This is a genomic window from Ancylobacter sp. FA202 (assembly GCF_000380205.1).
Lineage (GTDB): Bacteria > Pseudomonadota > Alphaproteobacteria > Rhizobiales > Xanthobacteraceae > Ancylobacter.
Genome location: NZ_KB904818.1, coordinates 3,672,795 through 3,690,019, shown reverse-complemented (window position 1 = coordinate 3,690,019; position 17,225 = coordinate 3,672,795). Strand labels below are relative to the sequence as shown.

Genomic DNA, 17,225 nt, shown 5'->3' with positions numbered 1-17,225 from the left:
CCTCGGTTTCAGCCGACATCTTCGGGGTGCCGGATCGTCACCTCTCCGATTCCGGCATCGGGTGCCGGATTCGTTCCCCCACGATTCCGGCACGCTGCAAGCCGCCGATCCTCCGCCACGGTTCGCCATAGCCCGCTGTCGCCGCCGACAGCCGCCGAACCTGACCCGGAGACCCGACCATGATCGACCCGAAGACGGGGCTACCGCCCCGATTCCTGCGCACGCCCGATGCAGCGCGCTTTCTCGGCATCTCGCTGCGGACGCTGGAGAAGCACCGCACCTACGGCACTGGCCCGACCTATCGCAAGATCGGCGGGCGCGTCGTCTATGCACTGGACGATCTGCAAGCCTGGACGGCCGTCGCCGCCCGCAAATCCACGACCGACAAGGATGCGACCCGCGTTTTCCCAGCGCGTCCCCTGACGCCCGCCGAGCGGGGCGCACGCTGAATGCGCGCCGGTTCATCCCCCGATGCCGGACGGCGTTCGCAACGCCTTATCGGCAGCGAGCGGGCGAGGCTCGATCCTTTCGTCGTCGCGACGGGCGATGCGTCGCCCCGCGACCAGCGCGATCTCATGGAGCGGCCGTTCTTCTCGCTCGCCAAGACCAAGCGGGTGACGCCGATCCTCTACGAATCCGGCGGCGTCCGCGTCGAGGTCTTCGCCATGCCCGAACATGGCATGGCGACCATCTGGGACGCGGACGTGCTGATCTGGGCGGCCTCGCAGATCGTCGAGGCCGAGAACCATGGCCTGAAGACTTCGCGCTTCCTGCGCTTCACGCCGTACCAGCTCCTGCTGGCGATCGGCCGGGGCACCGGCGCGCGCGAATACCGGCTGCTCAAGGGCGCCTTCGCCCGCCTGCAATCGACCGTTATCGCCACGACCATCCGCCATGGCGAGCGTTGGCGGCGACATCAGTTCTCCTGGATCAACGAATGGGAGGAGATGACCACCCATGACGGCCGCGTCGAGGGCATGGAGTTCGTTCTGCCCGACTGGTTCTATCGCGGCGTCATCGACCGCTCGCTGGTCCTGACCATCGACCCGGACTATTTCCGGCTGACCGGCGGGATCGAACGCTGGCTCTACCGCGTCGCTCGCAAGCACGCCGGCCGGCAGCCGCATGGCTGGCTGTTCGAGGTCCCCCATCTCCACGAAAAATCCGGCAGTCTGGCGCGGCCGTCCGACTTCGCGCTCGACATCCGACGTATCGTCGCCCGCCAACCACTGCCCGGCTATCAGCTCAAGATCTCCCGCCAGGGGCGGCGCGAACTACTGCATATCCGGCCGACCTTGTTGTCCACAGTGCCTGTGGACGAGGCTGTTGAAGCGCTCGTGACTTCGGGCGCAAACGGTATCGGGACTTCGGGCGCAGGACTATCGGGATTTCGGGCGCACGGACCGCAGTTAAACCTTTGGCCCGAAACGCGGAATCCGACCGCTAACTTAGAGTCTAACCAAGAATCTAACTCATTTTCTTTGACGCGCGCGGGCGCGACCCATGGTGCCGGTGCCGCCGGGCGATCGAGGCGCGTGCCATGATCGTCGCGCTGCTCAATCAAAAAGGCGGCGTCGGCAAGACGACGCTGGCCCTGCATCTCGCCGGAGAATGGGCAAGGACGGGTAGCCGCGTCACACTGATCGACGCGGACCCGCAGGGCTCGGCGCTGGACTGGTCGCAGCAGCGGGCGCGGGAGGGCCGCCCACGGCTGTTCGGCGTCGTCGGCCTGGCCCGCGATACCTTGCACCGGGAAGCCCCCGAGCTGGCGCGCGATGTCGATCATATCGTCATAGACGGACCGCCCCGCGTCGCCGGGCTGATGCGCTCGGCTTTGCTCGCCGCCGATCTCGTACTGATCCCGGTGCAGCCATCGCCGTTCGATGGCTGGGCTTCCGCCGAGATGCTGGCGCTGCTCACCGAGGCGCGCATCTACCGGCCGGAGCTTGCCGCACGCTTCGTGCTCAATCGCTGTGGCGCGCGCACCGTCATCGCCCGTGAGACGGCCGAAACGCTGGCCGATCACGATCCGCCCTTGCTCACCGCCACCATCGGCCAGCGCGTCGTCTTCGCCGACGCCGCGCAGTCCGGGCGGCTGGCCTCGGAGATCGACGCCGACAGTCCCGCTGCGTGCGAGATAGCCGCGCTGGCTGCCGAGATCGCGAGGCTTACGCCATGAGCGAACGATCCCCGAAACGCGGTTTCGCGGCGCGTCCAGCCGATCCCGAAAGCTGGGTGAAGGCCGCAGACCCGCCATCGCCCCGCACGGGCGACACTGCTGCGTTCACCGCACGATTGACGGTCGACATCACGCCCGAGCTGCGCGGCCGGATCAAGATCCTCGCCTTCCAGCGCGGCGTCACCGTCGCAGACATGCTGCGCGACCTCCTCGCGCGCGAATTTCCACCCACCGAAGGAGACACACCATGACCGGCAACGCGGCTCCCCGTGTGCGCGGCGGCCCCGTGCCGTCAGCGCACCCCTCCGACGACCTGACCCATGTCGAACTGACTCATATCGAGAAGAAGATCGAGCACTGGGTTCGTTTCGGCCACCTCGCGGCGGAAACCATCCTCGACCGCCGTCGTCGCATCTTTTCGTTCCGGCCCGGTGCGATCTTCGCCTTCGTCCGCTGGGCGTCGAATGACTTCGGCACGATCATCTCGCGCATCGACATCGTGCGCACCGTGGAGCCGGGCGAACCCTATCAGACGCTGCCCTTCGTGCGGCCCGGCGGCGATATCCTGCTTAAGATCGATGGCTGGCCCAAGGTCGAACAGGTGCTCCGGCATATCGACGCCATCCAGGCGATCGGCATCGATCCGGAGGATGTTTCGCCCGACCATTGGCGGCACGTCCACAACCGTCTGACCGCCGGACACGAGCCGCGCGCCTATACGGCCGATCAGCATCGGGCGTTCCTGCTGCGCCGGAGGGCCGAGCCATGACCCGCTTCGGCTATGTGATGGTGACGTACTTTTCCATCATGGGCGTCGCCATCGCGTCCTTCATCCCGACGCCGACGCGACTGGTCTGGAACGTCTCCGCCAGCGCACCGATCGGCCTCTATGCCATCGATCCGCCCGGCGACTTGACCGTCACCGATCTGGTCGCGGTCGATCCGCCCGAACACCTCGCCGACTTCATGGTGGCGCGCGGCTATATCGGCCGCGGCGTGCCGCTCTTGAAGCGCGTCATGGGACTGGCGGGGCAAGATGTCTGCCGCATCCGCCGCACCATCACGATCGATGGCGTCGAACTTGGCGCGGCGCTCGACCGCGACCGATCGGGCCGCGACCTGCCGGTGTGGAACGGCTGCCGCCGCATCGCCGGTGACGAGATATTCCCGATGAACGCCGATGCCCGCGACAGCCTGGACGGCCGCTATTTCGGTCCGATCCCGGCGAGCGCCGTCATCGGTCGTGCGACGCCGATCTACACCGACGAGGACGGCGACGGCCGCTTCGTCTGGCGCGCCAAAACCGCAGCAACGTCGCGCTGACCGCCCGATTCCGGCGGGCATGGCGCGCGCCGGCTTCCACCCAACCCCCACATCGAGGAGACTTCCATGCCGCAGATCGGCCAATTCACCCGCGAGACAACAGGCTTCATCGGGCGCGTCCATACGCTCACGCTCTACCGCGAACTCACCATCGTGCCGGCCGAGCCGTCCGATGCCGAGAACGCGCCGGACTATCGCATCCACCACGGCGCCGATGACGGGCCGGAGATCGGCGCGGGCTGGAAACGCACCGGCGAGCGCGCCGGCGAATACATCTCGCTGCTGATTGACGATCCGGCCTTGCCGCAACCGATCCGCGCCAACCTGTTCCGCGACGACGACGGCGGGGCCGCCTGGTCGCTGCACTGGACGCGCCCGGTCAAGCGCGGCGAGCGGGAGTGATCCCATGTGCTATCCCTTCAGAATTGAGCGCCTGCTGTCCCGTCGAAGTCCCATCCCTTTGTTCGCGAACAGACCGTCTCATCCCTTCGTCCCGCTCGACGATCTGTCGGCCGGCGCGCGGAGCGAAGGTCCAGAGCGATCGAAGATCGGCGCTTCGCGCGAACCCCTGACCGTAGCGAGCACGCTGGCAGGCTCGCGTCGATACGGAGACAGGATGCCCGTCCGATCGGCGGTCCTTTTCCTTTCGATCGTGCTCGCCGTCGTAATGCCGCTGCCCTGTCAGGCGCAGCCCGAGCCGGCCCATCGCCAATCCCGGGCCGATCCTCATGCCGCGCACATCGCCGAGGCGGCGCAGCGGTTCGGCATTCCGGCCGCCTGGATTAGGGCCGTCATGCGCGTCGAAAGCGCCAATGACGTGCGGGCGATCTCGTCCAAGGGCGCGATGGGTCTGATGCAGATCATGCCGGCGACCTGGGACGATTTGCGCGCCCGGCATCGGCTCGGCAGCGATCCCTATGATCCGCGCGACAACATTCTGGCGGGCGCGGCGTATCTGCGCGAGCTACACGACCGCTACGGATCGCCGGGGTTTCTGGCCACCTACAATGCCGGTCCCGGTCGATACGAAGAGCATCTCGCGGGCCGTCCGTTGCCCGCAGAGACGCGCGCCTATGTCGCCACGCTCGCACCGCTGATCGGCGGCGGCGCGATCACCGCGCCGGTCGAAGTCGCGGCGGCCGATCCGCAGTCATGGACCCGCGCGCCGCTATTCGTCGCGCAGGCTGAGCGCACATCGTCCGCCGATGCTGTGCAGTCGAATGAGACTCCGGCTGCAACGCCCGTGGGCGATGTCTCGGCGATCGCGCCGCAATCGGGCGGCCTGTTCGTGGCCCGAACAGAAACGGGAGGGCCACGATGAGCATGGCGGTTGGGTGTGCCCGGCGGTCCGTTCCAGTGTGCAGCGTGTATGGATCGGATCAGGCGGAATCAGGGTCAGGACGGGCAGAAGGGGCAGAGAGGCGGGAGGGCAAGATTAAAGCGGACGGCACCCCATGGGTACGATCCGGGGGGCAAGCCCTTGTCTGCACACTGTTTGGGGCGGCACCGTCGCCGAGCCTGCATGGTGCCGCGAGGCGCGGTAAAGCCAGTATCTGCCACGTTCTTCGCGGCACTCTTTCCCGGAATCGGCGGTTTCGGGCGGGTTGCCGCCGATGAGCGCCGACGACGACAACCGCTTCCGGCCGAAGCCCGGCCGCATCCGCTCCGATGCGACGAAGGCCGGCCAGGCCAAGAGCTTCCTCACCAAGGTTCGGAAGATCGCGCGCCAGCAGGGCGCGGCTTCCGATCGGGTGTCGCGCGGCAGCTCCGGAGCATCCGGAGGGCCGGGCCGCAACGGCGCGGTTGCGTCCGGCCGAGGCGTCAAGCGCGGGCGCGGCGCGGCTTTCGTCCGCGCCCGCAACCTGTCGAACGGCTGGAACCATCGTCAGGCCGGCAGCCGCCGTGTCATCGTCAAATCGCGCTCGGTCCGCGCCGCCGGCAAGAGCGGCAAGGCTGCCGCCCATCTGCGCTATATCCAGCGCGACGGCACCTCGCGCGACGGCGAGCGCGGCCGGCTCTATTCGGCGACCGAGGACCGCGCCGATGGCGACGCCTTCCTCGATCGCGGCAAGGACGATCGTCACCAGTTCCGTTTTATCGTCTCGCCGGAAGACGCCGCCGAGATCGAAGACTTGACCGGCCATACCCGCGACCTGATGCGCCAGCTCGAAGCCGACCTCGGCACGAAGCTCGATTGGGTCGCGGTCAACCACTTCAACACCGGCCATCCGCATGTCCATGTCATCGTCAACGGCCGCGACGATCTCGGCGAGGATCTGGTCATCAACGGCGACTATCTCGCCAACGGCATCCGCGAACGGGCGAGCGAGCTGGCGACGCTGGAACTCGGTCCCGTCACCGAGATCGAGCAGCGGCGCAAGCTGACGGCCGAGATCGATCAGGACCGCTTCACCCGCATCGACCGGGCGATGCTGAAGGAAGCCGATGGCGGTGCGCTCGATCTGCGCCACGCGCCCGATGATGCGCGGGGCTGGGAAGACCGGACGCTGCGCATCCGCCGTCTCGGTAAGTTGGAGAAGATGGGCCTCGCCATCGAACCGTCGCCCGGCATCTGGGAACTGAGCGACCGGCTGGAGCCGACGCTGCGCGAAATGGGCGAGCGCGGCGACATCGTGCGCACCATACAGAAGGCGATGCGCGCCGAGGGGCATGAACGCGACCCGATGAGCTTCCAGATACACGACGCCGCGCCCGCGACGCCGATCGTCGGCCGCGTGGTGGACAAGCATCTTTCCGACGAACTGGGCGAGAACCTGACGCTGGTGATCGACGGCATCGATGGCCGCACGCATCACATCTCCGGCGTCGATCAGGCGAAGGTCGCGGACGCCCGCATCGGCAGCGTCATTCAGATCCAAGCGACCGACGCCGGACCACGCCCGGCCGACCGCGCCATCGCCGGCATGGCCGAGGACGGCATCTATCGACCGAGCCGACATCTGGAGCAGGCCCGCTTCGATGGCCGGGTGCCCGGCGGTGACTATGACGGCTTTGTCGATGCCCATGTTCGCCGCCTGGAGGCGCTGGGCCGTGCCGGCATCGCCGAGCGGATCGACGCCGACCAGTGGCGCATCCCGCGGGACTTCGAGGTCCGCGCTGCCGCCCACGATGCGGGCCAGGGCCGCCAACTCAACATCCGTGTCCTCTCGACCTTCGATCTGGAAAAGCAGATCACGGCGGATGGCGCGACGTGGCTCGACCGGAAGCTGGTCGGGCGCGGCCCGTCAGACATCGCACCGGCGGGGTTCGGACAGGACGTGGCCCAGGCCATGGACCGTCGCCGCGAGCGGTTGATCGAGCAAAGCGACGCCACCCGTCAGCAGAACGGCCGCGTCCTCTATCGCCGCGATCTTCTATCGACGTTGGAAGAGCGCGAGGTCGCCCGCGCCGGGGCGGAGCTGGCGGCCACCAGGCCCATGCCGTTCCGCGCGGCCGGCGACGGCGAGACCGTCACCGGCACTTTCACCGGGACCGTCCAGCTCACCAGCGGCAAGTTCGCCATCGTTGAGAAGAGCCACGAGTTCACGCTGGTCCCGTGGCGGCCGGTAATCGACCGGCAACTCGGCAAGGAAGTGACGGGTATCGTGCAGGGCGGATCGGTGTCGTGGCAGATGGGGCGGCAGAAGGGGTTGGGGCTCTAGTCGTTTCGGCGTTATGGCCATACCGCGTTTAGTGCCCGCCTCTCGTTGCGCCCAAATCAGATCTAATTCAACAATGCTGAACTTTTTATGATCATCTTGTGCTATAGTACTCAAAATCCGAAAGGGCGCGATGGTACAGGCCAAACTAATTCAGTCGATTGAGCGAGCGGTTGCTATCTTGGAGATCGTGGCCCGTGAAGGCGGCGCGGCGCGACTTGCCCACATCGCTGACCAGGCCGGGATCGGCAAAACGACGGCGCACAACATCCTCAAGACGCTCGATCATCTCGGTTATGTTCACAGGCGGATCGGAGACACGCGCTATCACCTGGGCGGGCGCATCTTGAACCTTGCCCGTATTGCCGGTGATGACGGCGCGCTGCGTGTGCGTCTGCGCCCAGCGCTGCAAGTGATCGCAAAGACGACTGGTGAGACCGTCTATCTTGCCGTGCCGAGTGGAGACGAAGTCTATTACCTCGACGCCATCGAGTCGGATCAAACGCTGAGAACATCAAGCCCTATCGGCGAACGCGAGCGCCTTGAGGGCTCGGCGATCGGCCTCGTCTTCCTCGCTTTTATGCCTGGTCTTGGCCAGCGGGTGCTCACGATGCGCGAAGATGCGCTTGGGCCAGATATTCAGTCGCAGATCGACGCCGTTGCAACGCGCGGCTACGCCCTCGATCTGGAAGGATATCTTCCGGGCCTCAATTGCGTCGCCGTGCCGTGGCGTGAACGCGGGGAAGTCCGCGCAAGCATTGGTCTCAGCGGCCCTGCCGCCCGGTTGTCGCGCGATGGATTGGCTGACCTGGCCTGGATGATGATGAAAGAGGTGGCGAAGGTGCAGTGAAAGCGCGCCGGAACGGTCTTCATCCGCACCCATGAAAAGATAGGAACTTCCCATGCCCCGTGAAGTTGAGGTGATTGCGATCGTTCAATCCAAGCCCGGCCGAGAACAGGTCGTTGCCAAGATCTTAGAGACTTGTGTGACGCCATCCCGAGCCGAAGCGGGGTGCCGCCTCTATACGCTGTATCGGGATCAGGCTGATGCCAGCCGATTCGTGTTCATCGAGCGATGGGCCGATCAGACCGCGCTGTCGGCCCATGAACAATCGCCGCATTTTCTGGAGTTGATCAGCGCGTTGCCGCCACACGTCGCAAATGAAAGCCGCGTCATGGTACTGGAGAGAGTGGCGTGAGCGGACAGAGGGCCGTGTCAATGCCCGCGACGATCCCTGTTCAACATCATTGAATATACGCAGTTCTGAAAATCCTCTTGTTCCATTATTGATTTCGATGCGTAGTATTCAGGCTTCCTCAAAAACACGAGAAGTCAATCATGAATATTGCAATCGCGGAAACAGTTATTGCCGCCGCCCGCTCGGAAGCGGTCAAGGGCGGTTTCGCCGTCAGCATCACCGTCCTGGATGCGGCAGGTCATCTCGTTGCCTTCACACGAATGGACGGTGCCAACATCGGTCCTATCGATGTCAGCCAGAAGAAGGCCCGCACCGCCGCACTTTTCCAGACCGATAGTGCGGCGCTTGGCGCGGCGGCTCGGCCTGCCGGCGCGGTCTACACGCTCGAAAACACCAATGGCGGGTTGATCAGCTTCGGAGGCGGCGTCGTACTGCGCGACAAGGCCGGATTCGTGACCGGGGCCGTTGGCGTCGCGGGCGCGACCGTCGAGGCCGACGAAGACATCGCTCAGGCGGCTGCCGCCTCCCTTCTGTCGTAACGAGAAGGAGGCTGACATGCCACTTGGACTGTTCGCATTGGCGGTGTCGGCCTTCGCCATCGGCACCACCGAATTTGTCATCGTCGGGCTGATCCCGGAAATGGCGCGCGACCTCGGGGTTACGATCCCGACGGCGGGGTTGCTCGTCAGCCTCTACGCGCTGTCGATCACGCTCGGCGCACCGACGTTCACGGCGCTGACGGGGCGTCTGGCGCGCCGCCCGCTTGCCATTGGCCTTATGGTCATCTTCACCCTCGGCAATCTGATGGCCGCCTTCGCCCCCGGCTACGAGTTGCTGCTAGCCGGCCGGATCGTCACGGGCGTCGCGCACGGCGTGTTCTTCTCAATCGGAGCGACGGTCGCGACCTCGCTCGTCGACAAGTCCCGGTCGGCACAGGCGGTATCGCTGATGTTCGCGGGGCTGACCGTCGCCATGGTGGTCGGCGTGCCGTTCGGCGCTTTCGTTGGCCAACATCTCGGCTGGTGCGCTCCGTTTCTGGCTGTCGCGTTGCTCGGTGCGATCAGCGTCATGGGACTGCTGATCTGGTTGCCTAGGTCTATTGCGCATACGCCGCCCGCGGGGCTGTTGCCGCAACTCGGCCTACTCGGCAATCGGCGGCTGCTTTCGATGTATCTCGTCACGGTCTTCGGCTTCGGCGGCTCCTTCGTCGTGTTCACCTATCTCTCGCCGCTGATGACACAGGTGACGGGCGTCAGTGAGGAAACCATCAGCCTGGCTTTGATGGTGTTCGGTATTGCCACGGTGATCGGCAATCTTCTCGGCGGGCGTTTATCGGACCGGATGGGGGCCAGACCTGCGCTCAGAGTCGTCCTGGTCGGCCTCATCGTCGCTTTGGCCGTGCTGCCGTTCGCCGCGAGCCATGTCGTGGCGATGTTCGCCGTTCTTGCCGTCTGGGGCGTCTTCGCCTTCGCCATCTCGCCGATCGTACAGTCCGGTGTCGTCGCGATTGCCGAGACTGAGGCTCCTGGTGCCGTCGGCACGGCCTCCGGCTTCAATATCGCCGCCTTCAATCTTGGAATTTCGGGGGCATCCTTTCTGGGCGGGATGCTTGTTGCCGGACCGGGCATATTGACGACGCCCTGGGCGGCGGTCGCCGCCGCTGTCGTGGCGCTCCTGATCGTGCAGATGGGGTTGCGCCCCGTCGATGCGCGTCAGCGCTCTGCATAGATCGAGTGTTTATTCAGGGATTATAGGCATGAGGCGGAGAGACGGTAACAGCCTTTGTCATCGGTCGCTGCTCGGTTCACGGATTCCGATGGCATCACTCGTCCAGGCACTGGCCGTCGCCGAATACCTCAACTTTCGCCACGCGGCGAATTTCCTTGGTGTCAGCCAGTCCAGCGTCAGCACGCGCATCAAGGCGCTGGAGGAAGATCTTGGCATCCTTTTGTTCGAACGCCGTCATCGCGGTGTCCGGCTGACCGAGGCCGGACGATGCTTCGTCAAGGAAGTCTCAGCCGGTATCGAGCATCTCGATCTTGCCGTCAAAACAGCCGGCGCGATCGCAACTGGGACGGCCGGCCACCTCCATATCGGTCTGCATTCCTCTATCGCGGCTGGCTTCCTTGGCGATCTCCGACGCCGGTATCGGCAGGATTACCCGAATATCGAACTGGTCATTGCCGAAGGTCGGCCCGCCGAGACGATCCGGCAAGTCCGTGAAGGCACGCTCGACATCGCCTTCGTCATCGGGGCCGTGGATTCTCCAGATTGCCATTCCCGCCAGATATGGACTGAGGCGTTTGTCATTGCCTTGCCAATGGGTCATCCGCTGACCATGGCTGGGGGTTTTTCGTGGTCAGATCTTGTGGCGGAAGTCTTCCTTGTTCTAAAGGGAGGGGCCGGACTACAACTGCACGATCATATCGTCAGGCGGATCACCGAGCGGGAAAGAGCGCCTAGCATTCGCCGCTTCGATGTGGGCCGTGACACTTTGATGCACATGGTCGCGGATGGCGAAGGGATCACGCTCATGACCGAAGCCGCAACGTGTGTGCCGTTTCCAGGCGTCGTGTTTCTGCCGATTGCCGATGAGACGGAACGCGCTCGATTCAGCGCGGTGTGGTCCCCGCAGAACCGCAGCCCGGCGCTGAAAAACCTGCTCGACCTTGCCGATGAAAGGGGCCGCTCAGCCTGATGTCGTCACCAGTACAGCCGGCTCGACATCCAAGGCTTCGGCGATCTGGTGAGCCACGAGTTCACATTGGTCCCCTGGCGACCAGTGATCGACCAGCAGCTTGGGCGGGAGGTAACGGGTATTGTTCGGAGCGGATCGGTGTCGTGGCAATTGGGCCGGCAGAAGGGGCTTGGATTGTGACGGATTCGGAGGTCGCCTTCAAAGCGTTGGATTTGACGATCGCGCCTCCTCGAGGAGCCAGTTCGCGAACACCTGTATTGGACCTTCACTCAACCGGATCGGCTCCGGCAGGATGAGGCAGAAGGTCTTGGAGATCGACTCCCCATCAGGCCAAGGCGCGACCAAGCGACCTTCCGCCAGTTCGCTTTCGATATAGAGGCGCGGCACGAGCGCAACGCCGAGACCGGCCAACGCGGCTTCGATTTGCATGGAGTGAAGATCATAGCGTGGACCGATAGCAGGGTTGGTCAGGGCGATCCCGGTTTCCTGCGCATAGTGTTGCCAGGCATCCGGGTTCTGGCGCCGATGAAGGCGCGGCAGTTCATCCAGGGCCGCTCCAGGGTCTCGGCCCCTGATCAGCGCCGGATGGCAGACCGGAACCAGCACCTCATGCAGCAAGCGGTGCGTCCGCATTCCCGTCCAGGCAGGATGCTCGAAATGGATGGCGGCGTCGAACCCGCTGCCGGTGAGAACGAATGGCTCCATCCGTTCCGCAAGATGCAGGGTGATATTCGGATGCCGCTCCTGGAACGGCTTCAGACGCGGGATGAGCCAACGCGTGGCGAACGTCGGCAGGATTGCGATGTCGAGGCTCGCGCCATCGCTCGGCTGCCCCATCAGATATTGGCTGTCTCGTTCCAGCCGGTCGAGTGTTTCGCGAACCTGAGCCGCATAACGCTCTCCATTCGGCAAAAGCCGGACGCGATTGCCGACTCTCTCGAACAGCGTGACGCCGAGGAAGGCTTCCAACCGGCCGATCTGCCGACTGATCGCCCCTTCGGTCAGGGCTAGTTCGTCGGCCGCGCGCGCGAAGCTGCCATGACGCGCCGACGCCTCGAACGCCATGAGTGCGGAATTGCTCGGAATCTTGCGGCGCATGACGGTTCCTGACAGGCCGGTTCGGCATTCGCTCCGCCGCCACCTTGATATTAGATCACTGAAGCATGATCCATTGTCGATATATCGGCAGAGATAACCAGTCTATCATGAGAAAATATCAACGATAGACAAGGCCGAAAGCTCCATGCCTTCGGTCAAAGGTGATGCAATGATCTATACGGTGGAATGCAGCTTTGCCGATCCGAGCAGCGAAGCGGAATGGAACGACTTTTACAGCCTGGACAAGCTGCCAGCTCTCATTTCGGTGACCGGCTTCCACACCTCGCAGCGTTTCAAGGCGTTGAGCCGCGGCTGCCCCGTCTATCTCGCCATCCATTCGATCGACGGCCTCGACATCCTGACGGGCGAGGAATACCGCCAGAAGGGCGGCGGCAATTTCGCACGCTGGCAACAGCACATCACCGACTGGCACCGGAACCTCTATGGCGGCATCGAGCGAGCGCCGGCCATTGATGAGGGCGAATATCTGGCGTTGAGCGCCACAGGCCCCGAACCTCTGATCCGGCTGGGCCTCACCCCCTATGCGATCCAGGCAGTCGCTATGGAGAAGTTTCCGGAACACCGCTGGCTCGCCAAGGTGGAGCGCAGCAGCGTGCCTGACATCGAGCATCTATCTGAAGGCGTCCATGTCTATGTGCCGATGACGGCGCAGTTGACGAGCGACGGTGACGCCGCTCTCGGGAAGGCGCGGTAGCACCGATGCCGAATGTTACGATCTATATTCCTGCAGACAGGATGCCGCCGGACGAAGCACTCGCAGACCTCACGGAGCAATGCACGGAACTTTGCACCGGCATTCTCCGGGCAGCATTGGCGAACGTGCATATCGTCTATGTCGCTGTCCGGCATGGCCGGGGGCATCCCGCTTTTGCAGAGATCCAATATCGCCTTGAGCCATTTCGGACGCCGCCAGTCATGGACCGGTTCATGGAAGGGCTGGACGAGGCCATCAAGCGCAATATCGGCCTCACCGCGCGCATCCGTTGCTTTGGCTATGCGGCGTCGAACATTCACGCGCGCAACTGAGCTGCTGGAGAACACGATGTCTAAGCTTACATTACCGACCCAGAATGTCGGTTATTTAACAATTACCGCCGTCAGCGATGGCTATCTCCACGCCAGTTTCGATTTCCTCGCGAATATCGACCCTTTCGACGCCGCCCGCATGCAGGAAAATGCGGGGATAACGGATCACACCTCGATCCATATCAACTGCTACCTGGTGCGCAGCGGCGGTCGCACGATCCTAATCGACGCCGGAGCTGGTGGATTCAAACAGTGGGGTGGCCAATTAAAAACGAACCTTCTGCTTGCGGGCATCCAACCTTGCGAGATCGACGCGATCCTGTTGACGCATGCCCATCCCGATCATGTCGGGGGGCTGATGGACGCTTCAGGCGAAGCCGTCTTCCCGAACGCCGAGCTTATCGCCCACCACCTAGAAGTCGCGTTCTGGCAGGATGACGGCAATCTGAGCCGCGCGCCCGAGCGCGCCCGCGGCAACTTCCTCGTGGCGCGTCAGGCGTTCGATGGCTATCGCAACAGGCTACGCACTTTTGAGGGCGGCGAGGTGCTGCCCGGCATCACGGCGATGCCGCTTCCGGGACATACCGCCGGGCATACCGGCTATCGTCTCGATTCAGGTGACAAGAGCCTACTCGTCTGGGGCGACATCGTTCATTTCCCGCAAATTCAGGTCCCGCGCCCGGAGGTGTCGATCGCGTTCGATCAGGATATGCATCTCGCCGCCGATACGCGATCGAGGCTTCTGGACTGCGTGGCCGCAGAGCAACTGCTGATCGCGGGCATGCACCTCGACGAACCCGGCTTCGCACGGATCGAGCGAAAAAAGCTGGCCTACGGTGTCGCATATGAGGAATGAGCGCGTGCCGCTGTCGGCGCGAGCTACGTTCGAAACCGAAGAGCATCCGCTGCGGGGTGCTGGCCCTCGGCCCTTCGCTGCTGTCGAGGGCTATGATGGAAGCGGCAGCCGTTCATCCACGTTTACGCGCTCAAACCGCACGCAGCAGAAAATCTCTGACGTACACGACACGAGGATGGCGCAGCGCCGTCTTGTTCCAGACGAGATAGAGCGTGTTGTCCGGCCCCGGCCGCGTCGTCGGCAGTTCCACGAGTTGCCCGCTCGCCAGCGCTTCGGCGCATAGATAGTCCGGCAGCACCGTCCATCCCGTTCCGGCCTGGGCCATGCCGATCAGGATACGCAGGTCGGGCGCCGTCACCACGGCCTGCATGTCGGGGGCCTTGCCAAAGACGTGTTCGAAGAACGGGTGCAGCAACGGCAGGGTCTCATCATAGGCGATACAGGGCAAACCGCACAGGAATTCGGCGGTGACGATGCGCGCTTTGGTCCGTTCTGTAATAGCCGGTGCGGCGACCAGCATCAGGCGTTCCCGACCCAGTTCGGCAAAGCCATGGACGCTGCCGTTTGGCGATGAAGCGGTGACGGCAAGATCGGCATGGCCCTCGTCGAGCGCCGCATAGATACGCTCGCGATTGCCAGTCTGGATGCGTAGCCGCAGACCTTCCCCGACGAGCGGCGCCAGGGCGGGGCCGATGCGGGCGGAAAGATATTCCGCGGGGCCGACCAGATGGACGGTGCCGCTCAAATGGCTGGAGCGCGCCCGGGCCGCACCCATGGTCGCCTCAATCCCGTCGAGCTGGGAGGCGATCGAACGGGCGAGATCGTCGGCAGCGGCCGTCGGGGCGACCCCGCGCGCCTGCCGGATGAAGAGCGGCTTGCCCAGCATCTCCTCCAGCGAGGCGATGTGTGCGGACGCTGCCGGCTGGGTAATGCCGAGACGCCCGGCCGCACGGGTCAGCGAGCCGGCGCGGTAGGTGTCGAGGAAGGTGCGCAGATAGACGAGGTAGTTCATGAGTACCAAGCCATAGTTGTTTCTATGGCTGATAGCATAATGAATTATTTTTGTCGCGTACTGGCGTGAGGCATGTTCCGGGCAACAACCGGAGTGACCCAATGCCTACCAAGCTCAAAATTCTGATGATCCTTACGTCCAGCGCCACGATGGGCCAGACCGACAAACCGACCGGCCTGTGGTTTGAGGAACTGGCGACACCTTACTACGCCTTCGTCGATGCCGGCGCGTCGGTGACGCTGGCCTCCATTCAAGGTGGCCCGGCGCCGATCGATCCCCGATCGGTAAAAGCCAGAGGCGAGAACGAGGATAGTGTGGATCGCTTCCTGGGTGACGGGGAGGCGTCCGACGCGCTCACAGCGACCACGGCCGTCGAGGACATCGACGTATCCACCTATGACGCTGTGTTTCTGCCCGGAGGGCATGGAACGATGTGGGACTTGCCGCAAAGCACGGCGCTCGCTGCACTTCTCAATGCGATATGGGCGCAGGGCAAGGTGATCGCCGCCGTCTGCCACGGTCCGGCTGGCCTTGTGAACGTCAAAGACGAAACGGGTGCGCCGCTGGTGAGAGGTCGGCGCGTCACCGGCTTCACCGACAGCGAGGAGCGAGCCGTAGGGCTGGCCGAGGCCGTCCCGTTCCTGCTGGAAACCCGCCTGCGCGCGTTAGGCGGCCGCTACGAGAGCATCGCTGATTTTCAGCCGTTCGCCATTGCTGATGGCCGGCTCGTGACGGGCCAGAACCCGGCGTCCTCGGCGCTGACCGCCAAATTGACCCTTGAAGCACTGGCGCTCGCCTCAGCCGATTGAGCCGGGTCTTCGCAACCAATCAAAGAAAGTTACTTTCCATGACTACGCCGCATGCCCGGAGCATTCCGCTCGTCATCTATGTCTTCGCGCTCTCGGCATTTGCGCTGGGCTTCACCGAGTTTGTCACCATCGGCCTCGTATCGGCCATCGCGAACGATCTCCATGTCGGCGTCGATCAGGTCGGCGGCGCCGTCGCCGCCTACGCGTTCGGCGCTACCATCGGGGCACCCATCCTCACCGCGTTGGCCGCCGCCTGGAGCCGCAAGCATCTGCTGCTGGCGGCCATGGCGGTGTTCACTGTCGGCAACTTCGTCGTGGGTCTGTCCGGCGATCTGACCTCGCTGCTGGCAGCCCGGTTCGGATCGGGCCTCGGGCATGGCGTCTTCCTCGCCGTCGCCTCCAGCGCCGCGACCCGGCTGGTGGCACCCGAGCGCGCCGGGAGCGCCGTGGCCGTCGTGTTTGGCGGCCTCACGCTGGCGCTCGCCTTCGGCGTGCCGATCGGGACACTCCTTGGCGGCATCTGGACCTGGCAGGCCATCTTCATGGGCGTCGCCGCCTGTGGCGCTGTCGGCTTCCTCGGGCTGGCCTTTCTGATGCCGAACGGCAGGGATGGCGGCGTGGCGAAGGACGCCTTCCACAATCTGGTCGCGCTATTCGACCGCAGGCTTCTTGGCGCAGCCTTGATCACCGTGTTGGCTTATACGGGGTCATTCGCCCTGTTTTCCTACATCTCGCCGTTGCTGATCGAGGTGACGGGCATGGATGCGCCTCTCGTCGCCGCGATGATGCTGGTCTATGGCATTGCCGCAGCCATTGGCAATATCGTGGGCGGGCGCATGACCGACCGGCTTGGACCCGACAAGGCGGTGATGATCGTCCTGATTGGCTTGGCGCTCGTGCTCGGCGCAATGTGGCCCGCGGCCGGCTCTATTCCCATCATGGCAGTGCTGATCGCGGCTCTTGGCGCGCTGACCTATGCGGCAGTTCCCGCCATGCAGGCCCGCGTAATCGGCATCGCGGAACGGCACGCCCCCCATGCGCTCGCCGCCGCCGCCGGCCTCAACATCGCCGGGTTCAATTCCGGCATCGCACTTGGCTCGATCCTGGGCGGTGGGGTGATCGGAAGTCTGGGTCTGGCGGCCACAGCGCCCCTCGGTGCGGTAGCCGCAGTCGTCGGTATCATCGTGCTGCTGCTGCTGCGAAAAGGAAAACGTGATTGAGCGCCCGAATGAGGATATCGCCGGATAGCCAGCGAGGTGTTGGGAAGCACCCAGTACATGGCACCTTGGCGAGATCCATAAATTGTCGTTCGTCGATTGGACGGGCAAGTTCACGCTCGTCGCAG

The 17,225-nt window shown here is 64.3% G+C and carries 21 protein-coding genes and 1 pseudogene; 20 read left to right on the top strand and 2 right to left on the bottom strand.

Going from position 1 to position 17,225, the window contains the following annotated elements; translation table 11 throughout:
• The first annotated feature begins 179 nt into the window (after positions 1–179).
• From A3M1_RS0116895 to A3M1_RS25940, 15 genes and pseudogenes are all read left to right on the top strand, one after another.
• Entirely contained in the window at positions 180–449 is a 270-nt protein-coding gene (locus A3M1_RS0116895) for an AlpA family transcriptional regulator (RefSeq protein ID WP_018390177.1), read from the top strand.
• The gene (locus A3M1_RS0116890; protein ID WP_018390176.1) at positions 450–1,544 is read left to right on the top strand and encodes a replication initiator protein A; all 1,095 of its coding nucleotides are present in this window, start codon (positions 450–452) and stop codon (positions 1,542–1,544) included. It begins immediately after the preceding gene.
• A complete protein-coding gene (parA, locus tag A3M1_RS0116885; protein ID WP_018390175.1) occupies positions 1,541–2,179 on the top strand; it encodes a ParA family partition ATPase in 639 nt (212 codons plus the stop codon). Before A3M1_RS0116890 ends, parA begins: the two co-directional genes overlap by 4 nt.
• Positions 2,176–2,430, top strand: coding sequence for a hypothetical protein (locus A3M1_RS25945; protein ID WP_026221355.1), 255 nt, complete (start codon positions 2,176–2,178; stop codon positions 2,428–2,430). The genes parA and A3M1_RS25945 overlap by 4 nt, the downstream gene beginning before the upstream one ends.
• Positions 2,427–2,948, top strand: a complete 522-nt coding sequence (locus A3M1_RS0116875) for a DUF2840 domain-containing protein (protein WP_018390173.1) — start codon at positions 2,427–2,429, stop codon at positions 2,946–2,948. Before A3M1_RS25945 ends, A3M1_RS0116875 begins: the two co-directional genes overlap by 4 nt.
• On the top strand, positions 2,945–3,502 hold the full coding sequence (locus A3M1_RS0116870; RefSeq protein WP_018390172.1) for a S26 family signal peptidase: 558 nt from the start codon (positions 2,945–2,947) through the stop codon (positions 3,500–3,502). The genes A3M1_RS0116875 and A3M1_RS0116870 overlap by 4 nt, the downstream gene beginning before the upstream one ends.
• Before the next feature lie 66 nt (positions 3,503–3,568).
• Complete coding sequence (locus tag A3M1_RS0116865; RefSeq protein WP_018390171.1) at positions 3,569–3,904, top strand: DUF736 domain-containing protein; 336 nt, start codon at positions 3,569–3,571, stop codon at positions 3,902–3,904.
• 4 nt (positions 3,905–3,908) lie between these two features.
• A complete protein-coding gene (locus A3M1_RS0116860) occupies positions 3,909–4,823 on the top strand; it encodes a lytic transglycosylase domain-containing protein (RefSeq protein ID WP_245261715.1) in 915 nt (304 codons plus the stop codon).
• A gap of 292 nt (positions 4,824–5,115) precedes the next feature.
• Positions 5,116–7,164 carry a relaxase/mobilization nuclease domain-containing protein gene (locus A3M1_RS0116855; protein ID WP_018390169.1) on the top strand — a complete coding sequence of 683 codons (2,049 nt, stop codon included), beginning with the start codon at positions 5,116–5,118 and terminating at the stop codon, positions 7,162–7,164.
• A gap of 130 nt (positions 7,165–7,294) precedes the next feature.
• Entirely contained in the window at positions 7,295–8,011 is a 717-nt protein-coding gene (locus A3M1_RS0116850) for an IclR family transcriptional regulator (RefSeq protein WP_018390168.1), read from the top strand.
• A gap of 52 nt (positions 8,012–8,063) precedes the next feature.
• Positions 8,064–8,360, top strand: coding sequence for a putative quinol monooxygenase (locus tag A3M1_RS0116845; RefSeq protein WP_018390167.1), 297 nt, complete (start codon positions 8,064–8,066; stop codon positions 8,358–8,360).
• Between the two features lie 140 nt (positions 8,361–8,500).
• The gene (locus A3M1_RS0116840; protein ID WP_018390166.1) at positions 8,501–8,899 is read left to right on the top strand and encodes a heme-binding protein; all 399 of its coding nucleotides are present in this window, start codon (positions 8,501–8,503) and stop codon (positions 8,897–8,899) included.
• A gap of 16 nt (positions 8,900–8,915) precedes the next feature.
• Positions 8,916–10,088, top strand: a complete 1,173-nt coding sequence (locus tag A3M1_RS0116835; RefSeq protein ID WP_018964048.1) for an MFS transporter — start codon at positions 8,916–8,918, stop codon at positions 10,086–10,088.
• Positions 10,089–10,176: 88 nt separating this feature from the next.
• Positions 10,177–11,058 carry a LysR family transcriptional regulator gene (locus A3M1_RS0116830; RefSeq protein ID WP_018390164.1) on the top strand — a complete coding sequence of 294 codons (882 nt, stop codon included), beginning with the start codon at positions 10,177–10,179 and terminating at the stop codon, positions 11,056–11,058.
• A 51-nt stretch (positions 11,059–11,109) separates the two neighbouring features.
• Positions 11,110–11,238 (top strand): annotated as a pseudogene (locus tag A3M1_RS25940) (DUF3363 domain-containing protein); the annotation flags it as partial.
• 18 nt (positions 11,239–11,256) lie between these two features.
• Here A3M1_RS25940 and A3M1_RS0116825 read toward each other — a convergent pair.
• Positions 11,257–12,156 (bottom strand): LysR substrate-binding domain-containing protein, encoded by a 900-nt coding sequence (locus A3M1_RS0116825; RefSeq protein WP_018390163.1) that lies wholly within the window; start codon positions 12,154–12,156, stop codon positions 11,257–11,259.
• A 169-nt stretch (positions 12,157–12,325) separates the two neighbouring features.
• Between A3M1_RS0116825 and A3M1_RS0116820 the strand changes: the two genes are divergently transcribed.
• Genes A3M1_RS0116820 through A3M1_RS0116810 form a run of 3 tightly spaced genes read left to right on the top strand, consistent with a single transcriptional unit; the run spans position 12,326 to position 14,059 of the window.
• Positions 12,326–12,871: a hypothetical protein gene (locus A3M1_RS0116820; protein ID WP_018390162.1), complete on the top strand. Its 546-nt coding sequence runs from the start codon at positions 12,326–12,328 to the stop codon at positions 12,869–12,871.
• Positions 12,872–12,876: 5 nt separating this feature from the next.
• Positions 12,877–13,203 carry a hypothetical protein gene (locus tag A3M1_RS25140; RefSeq protein ID WP_038196877.1) on the top strand — a complete coding sequence of 109 codons (327 nt, stop codon included), beginning with the start codon at positions 12,877–12,879 and terminating at the stop codon, positions 13,201–13,203.
• Positions 13,204–13,219: 16 nt separating this feature from the next.
• On the top strand, positions 13,220–14,059 hold the full coding sequence (locus tag A3M1_RS0116810; protein WP_018390160.1) for an MBL fold metallo-hydrolase: 840 nt from the start codon (positions 13,220–13,222) through the stop codon (positions 14,057–14,059).
• A 130-nt stretch (positions 14,060–14,189) separates the two neighbouring features.
• On the opposite strand, the gene A3M1_RS0116805 is transcribed toward A3M1_RS0116810, so the two are convergent.
• Complete coding sequence (locus tag A3M1_RS0116805; RefSeq protein WP_018390159.1) at positions 14,190–15,071, bottom strand: LysR family transcriptional regulator; 882 nt, start codon at positions 15,069–15,071, stop codon at positions 14,190–14,192.
• Positions 15,072–15,172: 101 nt separating this feature from the next.
• On the opposite strand from A3M1_RS0116805, the gene A3M1_RS0116800 reads away from it, so the two are divergent.
• Positions 15,173–15,880: a type 1 glutamine amidotransferase domain-containing protein gene (locus tag A3M1_RS0116800; RefSeq protein ID WP_018390158.1), complete on the top strand. Its 708-nt coding sequence runs from the start codon at positions 15,173–15,175 to the stop codon at positions 15,878–15,880.
• 38 nt (positions 15,881–15,918) lie between these two features.
• Positions 15,919–17,100: an MFS transporter gene (locus A3M1_RS0116795; RefSeq protein ID WP_018390157.1), complete on the top strand. Its 1,182-nt coding sequence runs from the start codon at positions 15,919–15,921 to the stop codon at positions 17,098–17,100.
• Positions 17,101–17,225: the final 125 nt, after the last annotated feature.

Excerpts from the sequence above, each read along its gene's own strand:
- A3M1_RS0116895 (WP_018390177.1), top strand. The coding sequence starts at position 180 with ATGATCGACCCGAAGACGGGGCTACCGCCCCGATTCCTGCGCACGCCC.
- A3M1_RS0116890 (WP_018390176.1), top strand. The coding sequence starts at position 450 with ATGCGCGCCGGTTCATCCCCCGATGCCGGACGGCGTTCGCAACGCCTT.
- parA (WP_018390175.1), top strand. The coding sequence starts at position 1,541 with ATGATCGTCGCGCTGCTCAATCAAAAAGGCGGCGTCGGCAAGACGACG.
- A3M1_RS25945 (WP_026221355.1), top strand. The coding sequence starts at position 2,176 with ATGAGCGAACGATCCCCGAAACGCGGTTTCGCGGCGCGTCCAGCCGAT.
- A3M1_RS0116875 (WP_018390173.1), top strand. The coding sequence starts at position 2,427 with ATGACCGGCAACGCGGCTCCCCGTGTGCGCGGCGGCCCCGTGCCGTCA.
- A3M1_RS0116870 (WP_018390172.1), top strand. The coding sequence starts at position 2,945 with ATGACCCGCTTCGGCTATGTGATGGTGACGTACTTTTCCATCATGGGC.
- A3M1_RS0116865 (WP_018390171.1), top strand. The coding sequence starts at position 3,569 with ATGCCGCAGATCGGCCAATTCACCCGCGAGACAACAGGCTTCATCGGG.
- A3M1_RS0116860 (WP_245261715.1), top strand. The coding sequence starts at position 3,909 with ATGTGCTATCCCTTCAGAATTGAGCGCCTGCTGTCCCGTCGAAGTCCC.
- A3M1_RS0116855 (WP_018390169.1), top strand. The coding sequence starts at position 5,116 with ATGAGCGCCGACGACGACAACCGCTTCCGGCCGAAGCCCGGCCGCATC.
- A3M1_RS0116850 (WP_018390168.1), top strand. The coding sequence starts at position 7,295 with ATGGTACAGGCCAAACTAATTCAGTCGATTGAGCGAGCGGTTGCTATC.
- A3M1_RS0116845 (WP_018390167.1), top strand. The coding sequence starts at position 8,064 with ATGCCCCGTGAAGTTGAGGTGATTGCGATCGTTCAATCCAAGCCCGGC.
- A3M1_RS0116840 (WP_018390166.1), top strand. The coding sequence starts at position 8,501 with ATGAATATTGCAATCGCGGAAACAGTTATTGCCGCCGCCCGCTCGGAA.
- A3M1_RS0116835 (WP_018964048.1), top strand. The coding sequence starts at position 8,916 with ATGCCACTTGGACTGTTCGCATTGGCGGTGTCGGCCTTCGCCATCGGC.
- A3M1_RS0116830 (WP_018390164.1), top strand. The coding sequence starts at position 10,177 with ATGGCATCACTCGTCCAGGCACTGGCCGTCGCCGAATACCTCAACTTT.
- A3M1_RS0116825 (WP_018390163.1), bottom strand. The coding sequence starts at position 12,156 with ATGCGCCGCAAGATTCCGAGCAATTCCGCACTCATGGCGTTCGAGGCG.
- A3M1_RS0116820 (WP_018390162.1), top strand. The coding sequence starts at position 12,326 with ATGATCTATACGGTGGAATGCAGCTTTGCCGATCCGAGCAGCGAAGCG.
- A3M1_RS25140 (WP_038196877.1), top strand. The coding sequence starts at position 12,877 with ATGCCGAATGTTACGATCTATATTCCTGCAGACAGGATGCCGCCGGAC.
- A3M1_RS0116810 (WP_018390160.1), top strand. The coding sequence starts at position 13,220 with ATGTCTAAGCTTACATTACCGACCCAGAATGTCGGTTATTTAACAATT.
- A3M1_RS0116805 (WP_018390159.1), bottom strand. The coding sequence starts at position 15,071 with ATGAACTACCTCGTCTATCTGCGCACCTTCCTCGACACCTACCGCGCC.
- A3M1_RS0116800 (WP_018390158.1), top strand. The coding sequence starts at position 15,173 with ATGCCTACCAAGCTCAAAATTCTGATGATCCTTACGTCCAGCGCCACG.
- A3M1_RS0116795 (WP_018390157.1), top strand. The coding sequence starts at position 15,919 with ATGACTACGCCGCATGCCCGGAGCATTCCGCTCGTCATCTATGTCTTC.